This window comes from Leucobacter alluvii, from assembly GCF_039530485.1.
GTDB classification, from domain to species: Bacteria; Actinomycetota; Actinomycetes; order Actinomycetales; family Microbacteriaceae; genus Leucobacter; species Leucobacter alluvii.
Genome location: NZ_BAAAOP010000005.1, coordinates 723,727 through 741,238, shown reverse-complemented (window position 1 = coordinate 741,238; position 17,512 = coordinate 723,727). Strand labels below are relative to the sequence as shown.

The window sequence follows — 17,512 nt, the reverse complement described above, 5'->3', positions numbered from 1 at the left end:
TTCGATCGCCCGAGAAGCGGCTACTGAGCGGAGCCGCGTCGCGAGCGCAGCAATCGCAAGCGCTCCTCGAGCAGTTCTTCGAGTTCTTCGCGACTGCGTCGCTCGATGAGCATGTCCCAGGGAGTGCGCTGAGAGGACTCTTTCTCCTCGAACTCGGCCCTCGCGGCGCGGCCCGCCTCGTCGTCCAGGAATCCGACCTCGCCGCTCTTCTGGTCCACCCATTCGGCGGGCGGCTCGGCATCAGCGTCGAACATGATCGTGAATCGGACCCCGCGGTCCGTGAGGTACTCGACTGAACGGCGGGGGGAAAGCTCGACGCCTTCTTCACCCTGCAAACTGGTCGCGCCGATGCGCGTCCCGCGGAGTGTTCGATCGGCCATGTGGAACCCCCTCATGTCTGACGCCCACGTTGCCGGGGCGCCGTGCCTCCTCTTGCAGGGTACCCGCCTGCGGTGCCCCGGCGATAGCCCCGACCTGGGCAACTGCTGGCCGTCCAGTACCCTGGGACGACGGTTATCACCACGATTGAGGAGTACATGTGACCCAGATTCTCGAACCCGGCAGCCTCGCCGGCCGCCGCGCGCTCGTCACGGGATCATCTCGCGGCGTCGGTGCCGACACTGCGCGCTACTTCGCGCAGGCGGGTGCGGACGTGGTCGTCAACTTCCGGAACAAGGCGCCGCGCGCCGAGAAACTCGCTGCGGAGTTCCGCGAACTCGGTGTGCGTGCGCTCGTGCAAGGTGCAGATCTGACCGACCGGGATTCCGTGCAGGCCATGATGGCGGCCGTGCGGGAGGAGTTCGGCGGACTCGACATCCTGGTGCTCAACGCCTCCGGCGGCATGGAGAGCAATATGGGAGAGGACTACGCGCTGCGTCTCAACCGCGATGCGCAGCTGTCCGTGCTCGACGCCGCGCTGCCGTTGATGGGCGAGGGGGCGCGTGTGGTGTTCGTCACGAGTCACCAGGCTCACTTCATCCGGACGACTCCGACGATGCCGGAGTACGTGCCCGTGGCCGAATCGAAGCGAGCGGGCGAGGATGCACTGCGGGAACTCATTCCCGACCTCGCTGCGCGAGGCATCGGGTTCACGGTCGTGTCGGGCGACATGATCGAGGGGACGGTGACGGCCACCCTGTTGAACCGTCTGAACCCCGGTGCCATCGAAGCACGGCGCGAAGAGGCGGGCAAGCTGTACAACGTATCGGAGTTCGCGGCAGAAGTGGCGCGCGCGGCGGTGGATCCGGTTCCGGACGACTACACGCGCCTGGTGGGTGACACGAGCAGCTTCAACGCCGAGGCGTAAGCGCGGGGCACGAGCGCGGTGTTCGATATCTGAGCGGCCGAGAGGGTCGAATCCGATTATCGAACACCGCGTTCTGCGTGTCCCGGCTGCACAGCGGCCCCGCCGTGTTTCAGGAGTGTTTCGCGTCGGAGTCGCGTGCGGCAAAAGTCAATAACTTCCGTCATAAATTCGGCAACAGATGGCGCGCCTCCGAATGCGGGGCACAAGATGCGAGCAGCCGCGTATTTCGTCGAAGAAACGAAGTGCTACATTCGGAGCTCAGCCACCGCCCTGCCGCCCGGACCGCCTCTGGACTCGCGCGAGCAGCGCGGCTTCGTACCGGGACCGACGACGTCCCGTCGACCGAGAGGACGTCGATGCCCGAGCGCTCGCCGAAATCCCATCCGGTGCACCCCTCCATGCCGGGATCGGCCCTCCCGAGCGCCGTCGGACTCTACGATCCTGCGGGTGAGCGCGACGCATGCGGGCTCGCCTCCGTGGTCGCGCTGACCGGGGAGGCCAGCCACGACATCATCGAGATGGCGCTCGAAGCGCTCGAGCACCTCGAGCATCGAGGCGCGGTGGGGTCCGATGCTGGGACGGGAGACGGCGCCGGCATCCTCACCGACCTTCCGGACGCGCTGATCCGCGAGGAACTCGCCCGCCTCGATCCGCACCTGCATCTGCCAGAGCCCGGCGCGTACGCCGCGGGGCTGGCGTTCCTCCCGCAAGCATCGACCGAGCGGCGTGTCACGCAGTACCGCATCGCCGCCATCGCGGCGGAGGAGGGACTGTCGGTCCTCGCATGGCGCCCGGTCGCAGTGCGACCCGATGTGCTCGGGGAGAGCGCACGCGTCGCGAGTCCGGTCATCGAACAGCTGGTGCTCGTGCCGGCTGTCGCAACGGCGCTCTCGGCCGACCAGCTCGAACGCCGAGCCTTCCGAGTGCGCAAGCGCGTGCAGCACGAGACGGGCAGCTACCTGCCTTCGCTGAGCTCCCGGACCATCGTGTACAAGGGAATGGTCACCACCCTGCAGTTGCCCGGCTTCTACGCCGAGCTCACCGATGCTCGTTTCACGAGCCGCTTCGCCATCGTGCACTCCCGGTACTCCACGAACACCTTCCCCTCATGGCATCTCGCGCAGCCGCTGCGGCTCATCGCGCACAACGGCGAGATCAACACGGTGCGGGGCAATCGCAACTGGATGCGGGCGCGCGAAGCCCAACTGGCCTCCGAGCACATCGGAGACATCGAGCCGCTGCTCCCGATCTGCTCCGCCGGAGGCAGCGACTCCGCGAGTTTCGACGAGGTGCTCGAACTGCTCGTCATGGCGGGCCGCACGCTGCCGCACGCACTGGCGATGATGGTTCCCGAGGCGTGGGAATCCGAGCCCGGCATGTCGCCGGCTCTCGTCGACTTCCTCGAGTACCACTCGCTCGTCATGGAACCGTGGGACGGACCCGCCGCGATGATCGCGACCGACGGGCAGGAGCTCGTCGCACTGCTCGACCGCAACGGCCTGCGACCGGGACGCTACCTCGTCACCTCCGATGGCATGCTCGTGATCGCGAGCGAGACCGGCGTACTCGACATCGCCCCGGAGCGCGTCGTGCGGCGCGGCCGTCTGCAGCCCGGTCGCATGCTCGCCGTCGACCTCGCGAGCGGCGTCATTCGGGACGACGAGGCGGTGAAGTCGGAACTCGCGGCCGCCGCGCCGTGGGGCGAGTGGCTCGCAGAGGGGCGGATCCGGCTCTCAGAGCAGCCGGAACGCGAGCACCTCGTGCATCCGCCGGCATCGATCGAGCGGCGCCAGCGCACGTTCGGCTACACCGAGGAGGAGCTTCGCGTGCTCCTCATGCCCATGGCGCGCGACGGCATCGAACCGCTCGCGGCCATGGGAACGGACACGCCGATCGCCGCGCTCTCCGACCGGCCGCGCCTCGTCTTCGACTACTTCGTGCAGCAGTTCGCCCAGGTGACGAACCCGCCGCTCGACGCGCTGCGCGAAGAACTCGTCACCAGTCTCCGCGCGGGTATGGGGCCGCAGGAGAACCTCCTGAGCCAGTCCGCGGAGCACGCGCGCCAGGTGATCCTCGATTTCCCGGTCATCGACAACGATTCGCTCGCCCGCATCCAGCACTTCGGCGACGACCCGGAGCGAGAACGAGCCGTCACCCTTCGCGGCCTGTATCAAGTCGACTCCGGGGCCAGAGGACTGGCCGATCGCCTGGAGACGATGTGCATTGAGGCGAGCGCCGCGATCGAGGCCGGAGCGGAGTTCCTGATCCTCTCCGACCGCGATTCGAACAAGGATCTCGCGCCCGTGCCGTCGCTGCTCGCCGTCTCGGCGGTGCATCACCATCTGATCCGAGAGGGCCTGCGCATGCGCGTCGCCCTCGTCGCCGAAGCGGGGGACGTGCGCGAGGTGCACCACGTGGCGGCGCTCATCGGATACGGCGCGGCAGCGGTGAACCCCTACCTGGCGATGGAGACGGTCGGGTTGCTCGTTCGCGATGGTTCGATTGCCGATCGTTCGGAGACCGATGCCATCGCCGGTCTCATCAAAGCGCTCGGCAAGGGCATGCTCAAGGTGATGAGCAAGATGGGCATCTCGACCGTCGCGTCCTATTGCGGAGCTCAGACCTTCGAAGCGATCGGACTCTCGCAGCAGCTCGTCGACCGCTACTTCACCGGCACGACCTCGCGCCTCGGCGGCGTCGGCCTCGACGTCATCGCGGCAGAGGTGGCCGCCCGCCATCGGGCGGCGTACCCCGACGACCCTGCGGCGAGCGCCCACCGCACACTCGAGACGGGCGGCGAGTACCGGTGGTGCCGTGGCGAGGAACCGCACCTGTTCGACCCGGAGACCATCTACCGGTTGCAGCACGCGACCCGCACCGGCCGACGCGACATCTTCTCGGCCTACACCGAGCGCGTCAACGCGCAGCAGCAGCGGCTGATGACCTTGCGCGGTCTGTTCCGGTTCTCGCCCCAACGGCCCCCGGTGCCGCTCGCCGAGGTCGAGCCGGTGAGCGACATCGTGAAGCGCTTCTCGACCGGGGCGATGAGCTACGGCTCGATCTCACCCGAGGCGCACGAGACGCTCGCCATCGCCATGAACCGGCTCGGGGCGCGATCGAACACTGGCGAGGGCGGGGAGGCCGAGGATCGTCTGCTCGATCCCGAACGGCGCAGCGCCATCAAGCAGGTCGCCTCGGGGCGATTCGGCGTCACCTCCATGTATCTGACCCACGCCGACGAGATCCAGATCAAGCTCGCGCAGGGGGCGAAGCCGGGTGAGGGCGGTCAGCTCCCTCCGACCAAGATGTACCCGTGGATCGCCCGCACGAGGCATGCGACTCCCGGCGTCGGGCTCATCTCGCCGCCGCCGCACCACGACATCTATTCGATCGAGGATCTGAAGCAGCTCATCTTCGACCTGAAGCGCGCGAATCCGTCTGCTCGCATCAGCACGAAGCTCGTCGCGCAGAGCGGCATCGGACCCGTGGCTGCGGGCGTGGCGAAGGCCCTCTCCGACGTCATCCTCGTCTCCGGGCACGATGGAGGCACGGGCGCGAGTCCGATGAACTCCCTGAAGCACGCCGGCTCACCGTGGGAGCTCGGGTTGGCCGAGGCTCAGCAGACGCTCATGCTGAACGGGCTGCGCGAACGCGTGGTGCTCCAGGCGGACGGTCAGTTGAAGACCGGGCGCGACGTCGTCATCGCGGCGTTGCTCGGTGCGGAGGAGTTCGGGTTCGCGACGGCGCCTCTCGTCGTCTCCGGGTGCATCATGATGCGCGTCTGCCATCTCGACACCTGCCCGGTCGGCGTTGCGACGCAGAATCCGGAATTGCGATCGCGCTACACCGGACAGGCCGAGCACGTGATCAACTTCTTCCGCTTCATCGCCGAGGAGGTGCGCGAGATCCTCGCATCCCTCGGGTTCCGCTCGCTCGATGAGGCCGTGGGCGACACCTCGGCCCTCGACGTCGAAGAGGCGATCTCCCATTGGAAGGCGTCGGGTCTCGACCTCACACCCATCCTGCGGGGTCCGGTCTTCGCAGAGGGGGAGCCCCGGCGGCACGGGCGCGCACAGGATCACGAGATCGATGCGCACTTCGACGGCTCGCTCATACGCATGGCAGCGGACGCGCTCGAGCGTCGGGAACCGGTCGTCATCGACCTGCCCATCCGCAACATCGATCGCGCTGTCGGCACCATGCTCGGCCATGCCGTCACGCGACGCTTCGGGGCGGAGGGCCTGACGCCGGAGACCATCGACATCACGCTCACCGGTTCGGCGGGTCAGTCCCTCGGGGCATTCCTGCCGACCGGCATCACCCTCCGGCTCGTCGGCGACGCCAACGATTACGTCGGAAAGGGGCTCTCGGGCGGGGAAGTCGTCATCCGCCCGCATCCGGAGGCGGGCCACCCGGCCTCCGGCAACGTCATCGCGGGCAACGTCATCGGATACGGCGCGACCAGCGGATCCCTGTGGATCGCAGGCGTGGTGGGTGAGCGCTTCCTCGTGCGCGGCTCGGGGGCGACCGCGGTCGTCGAAGGTACGGGGGATCACGCGCTGGAGTACTTCACGGGAGGCTTCGCACTCATTCTCGGACCGACGGGCCGGAACATCGGCGCTGGGATGTCGGGCGGAGAGGCGGTGGTGCTCGATCTCGACCCCGCGCACGTCAACTCCGCAGAACTCGCCTCCGGCTCGCTGATGCTCCAGAGCTTCGGCCGCGTCGGCGCGAGCGGGCCGGGCGTTCCGAGCGGCGAGGAAGCGGCGCTGCGCGCGAAGATCATCGACCTGGTGAAGCGTCACGCAGAACAGACGGGATCGAGCGTCGCGGCGGAACTGCTCGAGAGCATCGAACGCGACCCCGAGCGGACGTTCGCCCGGTTCACCCGTCTGATCCCGCGCGGCTACTCGCGCGTGCTCGAAATCCGAGTGCGCGCCGGCGAACAGGGGATCGACCCTGATGGAGACCACGTCTGGTCTGAGATTCTGGAGGCGACTCATGGCTGATCCCCGCGGATTCCTGAAGGTTCGCGAGCGTGAGCTCGCTCCGAAGCGTCCCGTCGCATTGCGCCTGCAGGATTGGCGCGAAGTCGTCGATCCGGCCGATCCGAAGCTGGTCGCGAAGCAGGCGTCGCGCTGCATGGACTGCGGCGTCGCGTTCTGCCATCAGGGGTGCCCGCTCGGCAACCTGATCCCCGAATGGAACGACCTGATGTTCCGGGGGCGGGAGCGGGAGGCGATCGAACGCTTGCACGCCACGAACAACTTCCCAGAATTCACGGGCCGGGCGTGCCCAGCACCCTGCGAATCAGCGTGCGTGCTCGGCATCAACCAGCCTGCGGTCACCATCAAGCAGATCGAGAACAACATCATCGATCAGGCATTCATGAACGGGTGGGTGGTCCCGCAACCGCCATCGCGCCTCAGCGGCAAGACCGTCGCAGTCGTCGGGTCTGGCCCGGCCGGACTCGCAGCCGCTCAGCAGCTCACCAGAGCGGGCCACACGGTGGCCGTCTACGAGCGCGATGAAGAGCCGGGCGGCCTGCTGCGCTTCGGAATCCCGGATTTCAAGCTCGAGAAGCACCTGGTCATGCGCCGCATCGAGCAGCTCAAGGCGGAGGGCACCCGTTTCCGCTGCGGCGTCGAGATCGGTCGCGACATGTCATGGAGCGAACTCCGCCGCAGGTACGACGCGGTGGTCGTAGCGACGGGCGCGACGGTCGCGCGCGAACTGCCCATCCCCGGTCGCGAGTACGCGGGCATTCTGCCGGCGATGCAATACCTCGCCGCGTCGAACCGTGTGCAATCGGGTGCGCTGGCCGCGACGCCCTTCGATGCCGCAGGCAAGCACGTCATCGTCATCGGGGGAGGCGATACCGGGGCCGACTGCATCGGCACCGCGAACCGGCAAGGGGCCGCCTCGGTGACGAACCTCGCCATCGGCAAGAAGCCCTCGGAGTTTCGCACCGCGGGCCAGCCCTGGCCCGTGCACCCGACGCTCTTCGAGGTCTCGAGCTCGCACGAGGAGGGCGGAGAGCGGCGATTCCTCGCCTCGACGGTGGAATTCGTCGGAAACGACCGAGGCGAGGTGAGCGGTCTGCGCGTCGCCGAGACCGGGTTCACGGAAACCGGGCGCGCGCCCCTGGAGGGCACGGAGCAGCTGCTCGCAGCCGACCTCGTGCTGATCGCGATGGGCTTCACCGGTCCGGAGGAGATCGAGGACCCGGCTCATCGGCTCGAACGCTCGCAACGAGGCGCCTTCGAACGTGGCCGCGACTACGCGACCGGCTTGCCCGGAGTCTTCGTCGCCGGTGACGCGGGACGTGGGCAGTCGCTGATCGTCTGGGCCATCGCGGAAGGTCGAGCGGTCGCAGCCTCGGTCGACGAGTACCTCACCGGCACAACGGTGCTGCCGAGCCCGGTGACCGCGCACGACCGCGCGTTCGCGTGATCGCACGCCGCGTCGGCCCGCGTCCGCGTGTCGGCGCGCGCGCACGCCTTCCGGCTGCGACTACGCTGGGCGGGTGCATGCAGAACTCGTCGATCGTCTCCGCGCCGACCTCCGATCGGCGGCGTTCTCCGCTGAGTCCGTGACGGCACTGCTCGGCGATTCCGCCGAGGGCGCGCGGCAGCGCGGAGTCTTCGCACCGGCTCGACGAGCGCTCATCGGACGGGAGGGCGAGCCCCTCGCGATCCTGGTGCGCTGCTTCCTGCTCGGCGCGGGTACGACACCGCGTGAACTCGATGTCGCGTTTCCCGAACTGCGGGCTGACGGCGCAGTGGCACTCGGTCTCGTGGGCGCCGCGCCCGATGAAGATGCGAGCGGACCTCGGTTCGACGCTGCGCTCTCGCTCAATCCTGTGCGCGTCTCCCCGGACGAGCACTGGGTCGTGCTCTCCGATCTCGACGACCAGTTGCGGCGTGCGCCCGCGCGCAGGGATCACGTGATGGGCGTGGGCGGAGCGACGCGCTCGTTGCTCGCGCAGGCGCCGTCGGCGCGAGTCGATACCGCGCTCGATCTCGGCACGGGGTGCGGCATCGTCGCCATGCATCTCGCCCAGCACGCAGACCGGGTCATCGCCACGGACATCTCGGAACGCGCGCTCTGGCTCGCGCGGTTGAACGCCCGGTTGAACGAGGTCGACAGCCGCATCGAGTTCAGAATGGGGGATCTCTTCGCACCGGTGGAATCGGAGCGCTTCGACCTCATCCTGTCGAACCCGCCCTTCGTCATCACCCCTCGCACGGGCGACGCCCCGGTCTACGAGTATCGGGACGGCGGCCGCACCGGAGACGCCCTGGCGCAGTCCGTGATCGAGACGGCCCCAGCGTTCCTGCGACCAGGGGGGACCCTGCTCTGCCTCGCGAACTGGGAGTCGCCGTGGGGCGCGAACGGGCTCGCCCGCGTCGCGGAGTGGGTCGGAGCGGCCGCGGTCGCCGCGGGATCGCTGAACGCCTGGGTCATCGAGCGAGACCGGGTCGATCCGGCGAGCTATGCCGAGACCTGGGTGCGCGACGGGGGCGCACGGCCGGGCGAGCCCGCGTTCGAGCAGCTGCTCGCAACCTGGATCGATGACTTCGCTGAACGCCGCATCACCGCGGTGGGACTCGGCTCGGTGCGCGTGCAGCGCGTGTCGGGAGACGCATCCGCACCGCCGGTCGTCCACCTGGACACGGCGACCGGCGCGTTCTCAGATGCCGGAGGGCTCGGCGACGCACTGCAACGAGCATTCGAGGTGAGCGCCGCCACGGCGCGCGCCTCCTCCGATGCTGTGCTGGAGACGAGATGGATGCTCGATGGGGCCGTGGCGGAGATCCGCGAGCACCAGCCGGGGGAGGAGTCTCCGCGTCGCATCACTCTGGAGACCGCGCGCCCGATCGCGCGCAGAGTCGCGGCGGATACCCTGCTCGCCGCAGCTCTCGGGGCCTGCGACGGCGAACTCTCGCTGCGGCAGATCGCCGACGCTCTCGCGACCCTGCTCGACGTCGACGCCGCCGCCGCGCAGGAGGCCCTCGTGACCGGGGTGCGAGAGCTGGTCTGGTTCGGCATGCTCGCTCCTGGCGCGTGAGGCGGTGGCTGCCGCGCTTCGGGGCGCGACAGGCTCAGTAGACTGGTCGGGTGATGCGAACGATCGATCTCCGGGGCCGCGCGCTCTCCCGTGATGAACTGCTCAAGCTGGTGCCGCGCGCAGCGGTGAGCGCCGAGATCGCGGTCGAGCGAGTCCGCCCGCTCGTCGCCGACGTCGCCGCACGCGGCGAAGCGGCGCTGCGCGACCAGGCGCGCGAATTCGACCGTGTCGACGGACATCTGCTCCGCGTTCCGAGCGAGAGCATCGCCGACGCGCTGCGCAACTGCCCTCCGGCGGTCGAAGCGGCGCTGCGCGAACTGATCGAACGGCTGCGTCTCGGCTCCTCGGCCCAGGTGCCCGAGGAGCAGGTGACCCGGTTCGCAGATGGCGCTGTCATCCGTCAGCGGTGGCAACCGGTGAGCCGCGTCGGCCTCTACGCCCCGGGCGGCAAGGCGGCGTACCCGTCGTCCGTGGCGATGAACGCGATCGCCGCGCAGACCGCCGGGGTGCCGAGCCTTGCGCTCGCCTCGCCCGCTCAGGCGGACAACGCCGGCCTGCCGCATCCTGCGGTGCTGTGGGCTGCCGCCCTCTGCGGAATCGAGGAGGTCTACGCCATCGGCGGCGCCGGGGCCATCGCGGCCTTCGCGCACGGCGTCCCCGCCATCGGCCTCGACGCGGTCGACGTCGTCACCGGGCCGGGAAACGTCTTCGTCGCGGCCGCCAAGCGCGTGGTGACCGGTCTCGTCGGCATCGACGCGGAGGCCGGCACGACTGAGATTCTCGTCATCGCCGACGCCTCAGCCGAAGCCGGCTTCGTCGCAGCCGACCTCATCAGTCAGGCCGAGCACGACGAAGCCGCGGCGTCCGTGCTCGTGACCGACTCCGAGGAGCTCGCGCAACGGGTCGCCGCCGAGATCGCATCGCGCGCCGCCGCGACGCGACACGCAGGCCGGGTCGCCGAAGCGCTCTCCGGGCCGCAGTCAGGGATCGTGCTCGTCGACGATCTTCGCGCGGCCGCTCGCGTGAGCAACGCCTACGGTCCGGAGCATCTCGAGATCCAGACGCGCGACGACGCAGCGGTGCTCGCCGAGATCACCGATGCGGGAGCGATCTTCGTCGGCGGGTACACGCCTGTGAGCCTGGGTGATTACCTCGCGGGATCGAACCACGTGCTCCCCACCGGCGGTACCGCGCGCTTCGCGTCCGGCCTCGGCGCGCACACCTTCCTTCGACCCCAGCAGATCGTCAGCTACGACCGAGCTGCCCTCCGTGACCTGGAGGAGCCACTCCGTGCGCTCGCAGAAGCTGAGGGTCTTCCCGCACATGCCGACGCCGTCAGCGCGCGTTTCGAGACCGGAAAGAAGTCCAGCTGATGCACTGCCCATTCTGCCGCCACCCGGATTCCCGCGTGATCGATTCGCGTACCGCCGATGACGGCCTCTCCATTCGCCGACGTCGGCAGTGCCCAGAGTGCGGTCGTCGATTCACGACCACCGAAACCGCCAGCCTGACCGTGATCAAGCGCTCCGGTGTTGTCGAGCCGTTCAGTCGCGAGAAGGTGATGAGCGGCGTGCGCAAGGCGTGCCAGGGGCGCCCCGTCACCGAGGCGGATCTCGCGGTGCTCGCCCAACAGGTCGAGGAGTCCGTGCGCTCGAGCGGTATCGCGCAGTTCGACGCGAACGAGATCGGCCTGGCGATCCTGCCCCACCTGCGCAAACTCGACGAGGTCGCGTATCTGCGCTTCGCCAGTGTCTATCAAGCGTTCGAATCGCTCGCCGACTTCGACGCCGCGATCGAAGAGCTCCGCACCCGCCCGAGCGGATCGGCCGTGCGCGGCCCGCGCTCCGAACCACACGAGGGGGAGTGACCGCGATGCGCTGGTACCCGATTCTCTTCAAGACCGTGCTGAGCCGAATGGACCCCGAGGTAGCCCACCACTGGGCGTTCCGCGTGATCCAGGCAGCGCCGATCGCCGGCGGTCTCGTTCGCCGGCTCTGCGGTCCGGACCCCGCGCTGCGCGTGCGCGCACTCGGAACGACATTTCCGAGTCCTTTCGGGATCGCGGCCGGGTTCGATAAGAACGCGACGGCGATCGACGGCCTCGGACTGCTCGGATTCGGGCACGTCGAGGTCGGCACGCTGACGCGACACGCCCAGGACGGAAATCCGAAGCCGCGCATGTTCCGGCTGGTCGGCGATCGCGGCCTCGTGAACCGCATGGGATTCAACAACGGGGGTGCTGCTGCCGCGGTTCCCCGCGTCGAGCGTGCGCGCATGCGACGTCGACGCCCCATCATCGGTGTGAACATCGGAAAGAGCCGGGTCACCGAAGTCGAGGACGCGGTCGCCGACTACGTATGGAGCGCGCAGCGTCTCGCTCCCGTCGCCGACTATCTCGCGATCAACGTGAGTTCTCCGAACACGCCCGGGCTCCGCGGCCTGCAGGAGCTCGATCTGCTCGAACCGCTGCTGAGCGCGGTGCGCGACGCCGCAGGCAGCACCCCGTTGCTCGTGAAGATCGCTCCCGACATGGAGGACGAGCAGATCGACGGCATCGTCGCGCTCGCACGGCGGCTGGGTCTCGACGGCATCATCGCGACGAACACGACGGTGTCGCGAGACGGCCTGCAGGCGTCAGCGGCTGAGATCGATCGGATCGGTGCAGGCGGGCTCTCGGGCGAGCCGCTCCGAGACCGTTCGCTCGAGGTACTGCGCCGCATCCGGGCGGTCGAGCCCGATCCGGGCTTCTGCGTCATCGCCGTCGGAGGCGTCGAGAGCGCCTTCGACGTGCTCGAACGGCTGCGTGCCGGCGCAACCCTGGTGCAGGGGTACACCGCGTTCCTCTATACCGGCCCGATGTGGGCGCGCAGCATCAATCGCGGGTTGCAGCGCGCCGGATTCCGGGGGAGCGGCGCACCCGCCGACACCCGCTAGCTGGGGAACGCTCCGCGCTTCACCACGGCCTTCGGAGCGCGGAGCGGGCGGAACTGGAAGGCGCGCATCGCCGCGTACCACCGGAACCCCGGCTGCACGCGATCCTCGCCGAACTTCTCCGACAGCTTGCGCTTGAGACGAACCCCCAGGAAGACCGCGTCGAGCACGGCGAGACCAACGAACGCCCAGATCACGAACAGGCTGATGACCTGCACGGTGCCGGGGATGAAGGTCATGACGAGCACGACGAGCATCATCGGGATCAGCATCTCGCCGACGTTCCAGCGGGCATCGACGTAGTCGCGCACGAACCGGCGCTGCGGCCCGCGATCGCGCGGTCCCAGGAACCGCTCATCGCCCTGCATCATGCCCACGCGGGCGCGCTCGCGCAGCTCTGCCTGCTGACGGCGCTGCTCCTTCATCGCGGCTTTATCGCGCGATCCGACGATCGGACGGGCGTTCGCGGCCTCCGCCTGCTTGCGCGACGGCGTCGGGCGTCCTTTTCCGACGACGGCTTCACTGCCGTCCGTTGCACCCTGCTCGTTCGCAGCGCCCTTCTGAGCCACGCAGATCCTCTCGTTCCGGGCGCTGTGCGCGCCGCCTCTCCCGGCGTTCGCCGAAGACTTCTAGCGTACCGCGACTTGGTCGCCCCGCCGCGCCCGGGCGGTAGACTGAAAGCAGAACGATCACGACGTGAGCAAGGAGTTAGGCATGAGCACCGACACGATCGCACCAGAGGGCGCTTCCATAACCGCAGAGCCTGCGCACGGGGTGCAGCTGAGCGCTGATGCGCGCGACAAGGTTCGCAGCCTGCTCGCCCAGGAGGGGAGGGACGACCTCCGCCTCCGCATCGCGGTGCAGCCCGGCGGCTGCTCCGGATTGATCTACCAGCTCTTCTTCGACGAACGCGAGCTCGAGAATGACGCCGTGGTCGATTTCGACGGCGTCGGAGTCGTCGTCGACATGATGAGCATCCCCTACTTGAACGGGGCGACCATCGACTTCGAGGACACGATCCAGAAGCAGGGATTCACGATCGATAATCCGAACGCGCAGGGGAGCTGCGCCTGCGGCGACAGCTTCAGCTGACCGCGCAGCGGGATGCATCGGCGACCGAAGATGACGACACCCCTCGGTGGTTCGGGGAACCGTCTCGTTCGCGCTAAGCTGTCAGGGAGTCATCAGCTTCGTTCGCATGCGTGCGGCGAAACAACGTTTTCGAAAGGTATGCGGTGCGTTCCAATCGTCGAATGAAATGGGTCGCAGCCCCGGTGGCGCTCTCCGCAGCGCTGGTCCTGGCTGGCTGTACCCCCGAGCAGCAGCGAGGCTTCCTCCCCGCTGGCTCCGAAGGGGCAACGAACCTCACTGATGGAGTGACTGGCCTCTGGGTCACCTCCTGGATCGTCCTGCTCGCGGTTGGTGTGATCACGTGGGGATTGATCATCTGGGCGACCATCGCCTACCGTCGCCGCAAGGGCCAGACGGGGCTTCCCGTTCAGCTTCGGTACAACATGCCGATCGAGACGTTCTTCACCGTCGTGCCCGTGATCCTCGTCATCGGCTTCTTCGCGTTCACCGCGCAGGAGCAGAGCAAGATCGAGGCTCGCTACGACAACCCCGAGAACGTTGTCGAGGTGCTCGGCAAGCGCTGGTCGTGGGACTTCAACTACGTCGACGATGACGTCTTCTTCCAGGGCATCCAGGTGCAGACCGACGGTGACGGCGAGGCCGAGGCGGAAACGATGCCCGTGCTCTACCTCCCCGTCGACAAGACCACGGAAATCCGGCTCGAGACCCGCGACGTCATCCACTCCTTCTGGGTGGTCGAGTTCCTGTACAAGAAGGACATGATCCCCGGCCAGACGAACTACATGAGCTTCACCCCGACCAAGACGGGAACGTTCATGGGCAAGTGCGCCGAGCTGTGCGGCGAGTACCACTCCATGATGCTGTTCCAGGTCAAGGTCGTCGAGCAGGACGAGTACGACGCGTACATCGAGACGCTCCGCGAGGCCGGCAACACCGGTCAGGTGACCGAGGAGTACAACCCGAACCAGGATCACTTCGAAGGTGACCAGGCCAAGGCTCAGAACGAGTAACGAGGGATAGCAAGAAGATGAAGAAGGGCAATGTCATTGTCTCGTGGGTGACGTCCACGGATCACAAGGTGATCGGATACATGTATCTGATCAGCTCCTTCGTATGGTTCCTGGTCGGCGGCCTCATGGCCCTCGTGATCCGTGCGCAGCTGTTCGCCCCCGGGCTCGAGGTCGTGGCCACCAAGGAGCAGTACAACCAGCTGTTCACCATGCACGGCACGATCATGCTGCTCATGTTCGCGACGCCGCTGTTCGCAGGGTTCGCCAACGTGATCATGCCGCTGCAGATCGGTGCTCCCGATGTCGCGTTCCCGCGGCTCAACGCTTTCGCCTTCTGGCTGTACACCTTCGGGTCCCTCATCGCCGTCGGCGGATTCCTGACGCCCCAGGGCGCTGCGTCGTTCGGCTGGTTCGCGTACGCTCCGCTCTCCGATATGACGTACTCCCCGGGTGTCGGCGGAAACCTCTGGGTACTCGGACTCGGCGTCTCCGGCTTCGGCACGATCATGGGTGGCGTGAACTTCATCACGACGATCATCACGATGCGCGCTCCGGGTATGACGATGTGGCGCATGTCGGTGTTCACCTGGAACACGCTCATCACCTCGATCTTGGTGCTCCTCGTCTTCCCGGTGCTCGCAGCAGCGATGTTCGGCCTCGCCGCCGACCGCATCTTCGGCGCTCAGATCTACAACGGAGAGGGCGGCGCCATTCTCTGGCAGCACCTCTTCTGGTTCTTCGGGCACCCCGAGGTGTACATCATCGCGCTCCCGTTCTTCGGAATTGTGTCGGAGATCTTCCCGGTGTTCAGCCGGAAGCCCATCTTCGGGTACAAGACGCTGATCTACGCGACCATCGCGATCGCGGCTCTGTCGATGACCGTATGGGCGCACCACATGTATGTGACCGGCTCCGTGCTGCTGCCGTTCTTCGCACTGATGACGATGTTGATCGCGGTCCCGACCGGCGTGAAGATCTTCAACTGGCTCGGCACGATGTGGCGCGGTTCGATCACGTTCGAGACTCCGATGCTCTGGTCGCTCGGCTTCCTCGTGACCTTCATCTTCGGTGGCCTCACCGGCGTGATCCTGGCGTCGCCCGCACTCGACTTCCACCTCTCCGACACGTACTTCGTGGTGGCGCACTTCCACTATGTGGTCTTCGGCACGGTCGTGTTCGCCATGTTCGCCGGATTCTACTTCTGGTGGCCGAAGTGGACAGGCAAGATGCTCGACGAGCGTCTCGGCAAGATCCACTTCTGGGTGCTCTTCATCGGCTTCCACACCACGTTCCTGGTGCAGCATTGGCTCGGCGTCATGGCAATGCCCCGCCGCTACTACACCTACCTGCCGTCGGACGGCGTGACGTGGGGCAACCAGCTCTCCACGGTCGGCGCGATGATTCTCGGCGCATCGATGATCCCCTTCCTGTTGAACGTCTACCTCACGGCGCGGCGCGCGCCGAAGGTGACCGTCGACGATCCGTGGGGCTACGGTCGATCGCTCGAGTGGGCGACGTCCTGCCCGCCGCCGCGACACAACTTCACGTCGATCCCGCGTATCCGTTCCGAGTCTCCTGCCTTCGATCTCAACCACCCCGAGATCAGCGGCGTGGAACAACCGGTACGGCAAACCGAGCGCGAGCTCGCTGAAAAGCAGTGAGCTGAGGAGTAACGAGCTATGAAATCCAATATCGTCATCTTCTGGATTTTGACGGTCTACCTGGTCGTTCTGGCCACGGTGTACACCGTGTGGAACATGCTGGCGCACGGCTACCCGGAGTGGGCAGGGTCGACCGCGATCCTCCTGTCGGGTGGACTGACGGGCTTCATCGCCTCCTATCTCATGCTTGTTCAGCGCAAGCAGGGCGGAGTGCTGGTCGAAGACCGCGACGATTCCGACATCGACGACGGGGATCCGGAGCTCGGCGAGTTCAGCCCCTGGAGCTGGTGGCCCATCGTGCTGGCCTTCGGTGCCTCGATGGTCGTTCTCGGTCTCTGCGTCGGCTTCAACTTCTGGCTCTCCTTCCTGTCGCTGCCGATCGTGCTCGTCGCGATCGTCGGCTGGGTGTATGAGTACTACCGCGGCAACTTCGCCCGCTAAGGACGGTTCGGTGTGAGCATCATCATTCGGCGGGGTCGAAGCGACGACGACACGGCAGTCTTCGGACTCGCGCGCCAGTTCACGACTGGCCGCGAACCGATCGGACGTGACGAGTTCTCGGTCGCCTACGACAACGTGCTGCGGCACCGCGATCAAGAGGCGAACGTGCTCTTCATCGCTGAACTCGACGACACGGTCGTCGGTTACTCGCTGATGACGGTCTCTCGCCTGCTGCACGCACCCGGACTGACCGCTCACCTCCAAGAGATCGTCGTCGACGAGGCCGCTCGAGGCCATGGCGTCGGAGATCGCCTGATGCAGGCGAACGAGCACTACTGCATGGGTCGTGGCGTGCGTCAGCTGTCCGCCTCCACTGCCCGTTTCGGCTCGTTCTACAACCATCGTGGTTTTGAAGCGGTGGGCGAGCACTACCGCAAGATTCTCGAACTCGGGTAATCGTGAACCAACGTCGTGCTCGGAGAAAGCCCGGCGAGAACCGCGAACGCCTGATTGAGGCCGGACTCACCGAGTTCGGCCTCTTCGGCTTTCACGGGGCCTCGACCGCTGCCATCGCAGCACGAGCGGGAGTCCCGCAGCCACACGTCTACGCGAACTTTCCCAACAAACATGCGCTCTTCGTCGAGACCTGCGCCGCCGCCGCACACATCGTGCGTACGCACCCAGACGACTCTGCGGAGACCGATCAACTGCGCGGCAGCGAGCCCCCCACCTCCGAAGACGTTCGCACGAGCGCACAGCGCGCCGTGCTGCAGGCGATCTCTGCTGTAGCCATCCCCGAACTTCGAGACGATCTGCTGTCTCTTCTCGTGCCGCTACGCAATGGGCTCGGCACGGAACGATTTGTGCGCGACTACGGCCTCGCAAGCACGACCCTCATCGATCATGCGCTGACCCTGCGCTGAGCTCCCGGCGCGACCCCATGCATCGGCACGGTCTGCGTCTTGCTCCGATCGGTCGGCGCCCCGTCGGCTCCGTGGTC

At 67.2% G+C, this 17,512-nt stretch carries 15 protein-coding genes; 13 read left to right on the top strand and 2 right to left on the bottom strand.

All coding sequences use genetic code 11. The annotated features are described in order from the left end of the window. Positions 1–20 precede the first annotated feature (20 nt). Entirely contained in the window at positions 21–380 is a 360-nt protein-coding gene (locus tag ABFX18_RS07975) for an RNA polymerase-binding protein RbpA (RefSeq protein ID WP_090149102.1), read from the bottom strand. A 158-nt stretch (positions 381–538) separates the two neighbouring features. On the opposite strand from ABFX18_RS07975, the gene ABFX18_RS07970 reads away from it, so the two are divergent. From ABFX18_RS07970 to ABFX18_RS07940, 7 genes are all read left to right on the top strand, one after another. Beyond that, on the top strand, positions 539–1,306 hold the full coding sequence (locus ABFX18_RS07970) for an SDR family oxidoreductase (RefSeq protein ID WP_346057944.1): 768 nt from the start codon (positions 539–541) through the stop codon (positions 1,304–1,306). 356 nt (positions 1,307–1,662) lie between these two features. After that, positions 1,663–6,315 carry a glutamate synthase large subunit gene (gene gltB, locus ABFX18_RS07965; protein ID WP_428833643.1) on the top strand — a complete coding sequence of 1,551 codons (4,653 nt, stop codon included), beginning with the start codon at positions 1,663–1,665 and terminating at the stop codon, positions 6,313–6,315. Continuing rightward, positions 6,308–7,759 carry a glutamate synthase small subunit gene (locus ABFX18_RS07960; RefSeq protein WP_090149091.1) on the top strand — a complete coding sequence of 484 codons (1,452 nt, stop codon included), beginning with the start codon at positions 6,308–6,310 and terminating at the stop codon, positions 7,757–7,759. The genes gltB and ABFX18_RS07960 overlap by 8 nt, the downstream gene beginning before the upstream one ends. A 73-nt stretch (positions 7,760–7,832) precedes the next feature. Then, positions 7,833–9,377, top strand: a complete 1,545-nt coding sequence (locus ABFX18_RS07955) for a class I SAM-dependent methyltransferase (protein ID WP_346057943.1) — start codon at positions 7,833–7,835, stop codon at positions 9,375–9,377. 53 nt (positions 9,378–9,430) lie between these two features. Further along, the gene (gene hisD / locus ABFX18_RS07950) at positions 9,431–10,750 is read left to right on the top strand and encodes a histidinol dehydrogenase (protein WP_346058020.1); all 1,320 of its coding nucleotides are present in this window, start codon (positions 9,431–9,433) and stop codon (positions 10,748–10,750) included. Next, a complete protein-coding gene (nrdR, locus tag ABFX18_RS07945; protein WP_090149082.1) occupies positions 10,750–11,244 on the top strand; it encodes a transcriptional regulator NrdR in 495 nt (164 codons plus the stop codon). The genes hisD and nrdR overlap by 1 nt, the downstream gene beginning before the upstream one ends. Positions 11,245–11,249: 5 nt before the next feature. Then, positions 11,250–12,311 (top strand): quinone-dependent dihydroorotate dehydrogenase, encoded by a 1,062-nt coding sequence (locus ABFX18_RS07940; protein ID WP_336662142.1) that lies wholly within the window; start codon positions 11,250–11,252, stop codon positions 12,309–12,311. Here ABFX18_RS07940 and ABFX18_RS07935 read toward each other — a convergent pair. Next, positions 12,308–12,877, bottom strand: coding sequence for a DUF3043 domain-containing protein (locus ABFX18_RS07935; RefSeq protein WP_346057942.1), 570 nt, complete (start codon positions 12,875–12,877; stop codon positions 12,308–12,310). The two genes, ABFX18_RS07940 and ABFX18_RS07935, sit on opposite strands and share 4 nt — an antisense overlap. 145 nt (positions 12,878–13,022) lie before the next feature. On the opposite strand from ABFX18_RS07935, the gene ABFX18_RS07930 reads away from it, so the two are divergent. The 6 genes from ABFX18_RS07930 to ABFX18_RS07905 all read left to right on the top strand — a co-directional run bounded on the left by ABFX18_RS07930 (position 13,023) and on the right by ABFX18_RS07905 (position 17,435). Beyond that, a complete protein-coding gene (locus ABFX18_RS07930) occupies positions 13,023–13,400 on the top strand; it encodes a HesB/IscA family protein (RefSeq protein ID WP_090149077.1) in 378 nt (125 codons plus the stop codon). Positions 13,401–13,561: 161 nt separating this feature from the next. Next, complete coding sequence (gene ctaC / locus ABFX18_RS07925) at positions 13,562–14,410, top strand: aa3-type cytochrome oxidase subunit II (protein WP_090149074.1); 849 nt, start codon at positions 13,562–13,564, stop codon at positions 14,408–14,410. 17 nt (positions 14,411–14,427) lie between these two features. Further along, positions 14,428–16,071 (top strand): aa3-type cytochrome oxidase subunit I, encoded by a 1,644-nt coding sequence (gene ctaD, locus ABFX18_RS07920; RefSeq protein WP_090149070.1) that lies wholly within the window; start codon positions 14,428–14,430, stop codon positions 16,069–16,071. An 18-nt stretch (positions 16,072–16,089) separates the two neighbouring features. Next, positions 16,090–16,512: an aa3-type cytochrome oxidase subunit IV gene (ctaF, locus tag ABFX18_RS07915; RefSeq protein WP_090149067.1), complete on the top strand. Its 423-nt coding sequence runs from the start codon at positions 16,090–16,092 to the stop codon at positions 16,510–16,512. Between the two features lie 12 nt (positions 16,513–16,524). Beyond that, positions 16,525–16,968 carry a GNAT family N-acetyltransferase gene (locus ABFX18_RS07910; protein ID WP_090149064.1) on the top strand — a complete coding sequence of 148 codons (444 nt, stop codon included), beginning with the start codon at positions 16,525–16,527 and terminating at the stop codon, positions 16,966–16,968. Between the two features lie 2 nt (positions 16,969–16,970). Further along, a complete protein-coding gene (locus tag ABFX18_RS07905) occupies positions 16,971–17,435 on the top strand; it encodes a TetR family transcriptional regulator (RefSeq protein ID WP_346057941.1) in 465 nt (154 codons plus the stop codon). The last annotated feature ends 77 nt before the right edge of the window (positions 17,436–17,512 follow it).

Coding starts and splice junctions, on each gene's coding strand:
- nrdR (WP_090149082.1), top strand. CDS start 10,750: ATGCACTGCCCATTCTGCCGCCACCCGGATTCCCGCGTGATCGATTCG.
- ctaF (WP_090149067.1), top strand. CDS start 16,090: ATGAAATCCAATATCGTCATCTTCTGGATTTTGACGGTCTACCTGGTC.
- ABFX18_RS07930 (WP_090149077.1), top strand. CDS start 13,023: ATGAGCACCGACACGATCGCACCAGAGGGCGCTTCCATAACCGCAGAG.
- ctaD (WP_090149070.1), top strand. CDS start 14,428: ATGAAGAAGGGCAATGTCATTGTCTCGTGGGTGACGTCCACGGATCAC.
- ABFX18_RS07960 (WP_090149091.1), top strand. CDS start 6,308: ATGGCTGATCCCCGCGGATTCCTGAAGGTTCGCGAGCGTGAGCTCGCT.
- ABFX18_RS07975 (WP_090149102.1), bottom strand. CDS start 380: ATGGCCGATCGAACACTCCGCGGGACGCGCATCGGCGCGACCAGTTTG.
- ctaC (WP_090149074.1), top strand. CDS start 13,562: ATGAAATGGGTCGCAGCCCCGGTGGCGCTCTCCGCAGCGCTGGTCCTG.
- ABFX18_RS07940 (WP_336662142.1), top strand. CDS start 11,250: ATGCGCTGGTACCCGATTCTCTTCAAGACCGTGCTGAGCCGAATGGAC.
- hisD (WP_346058020.1), top strand. CDS start 9,431: ATGCGAACGATCGATCTCCGGGGCCGCGCGCTCTCCCGTGATGAACTG.
- gltB (WP_428833643.1), top strand. CDS start 1,663: ATGCCCGAGCGCTCGCCGAAATCCCATCCGGTGCACCCCTCCATGCCG.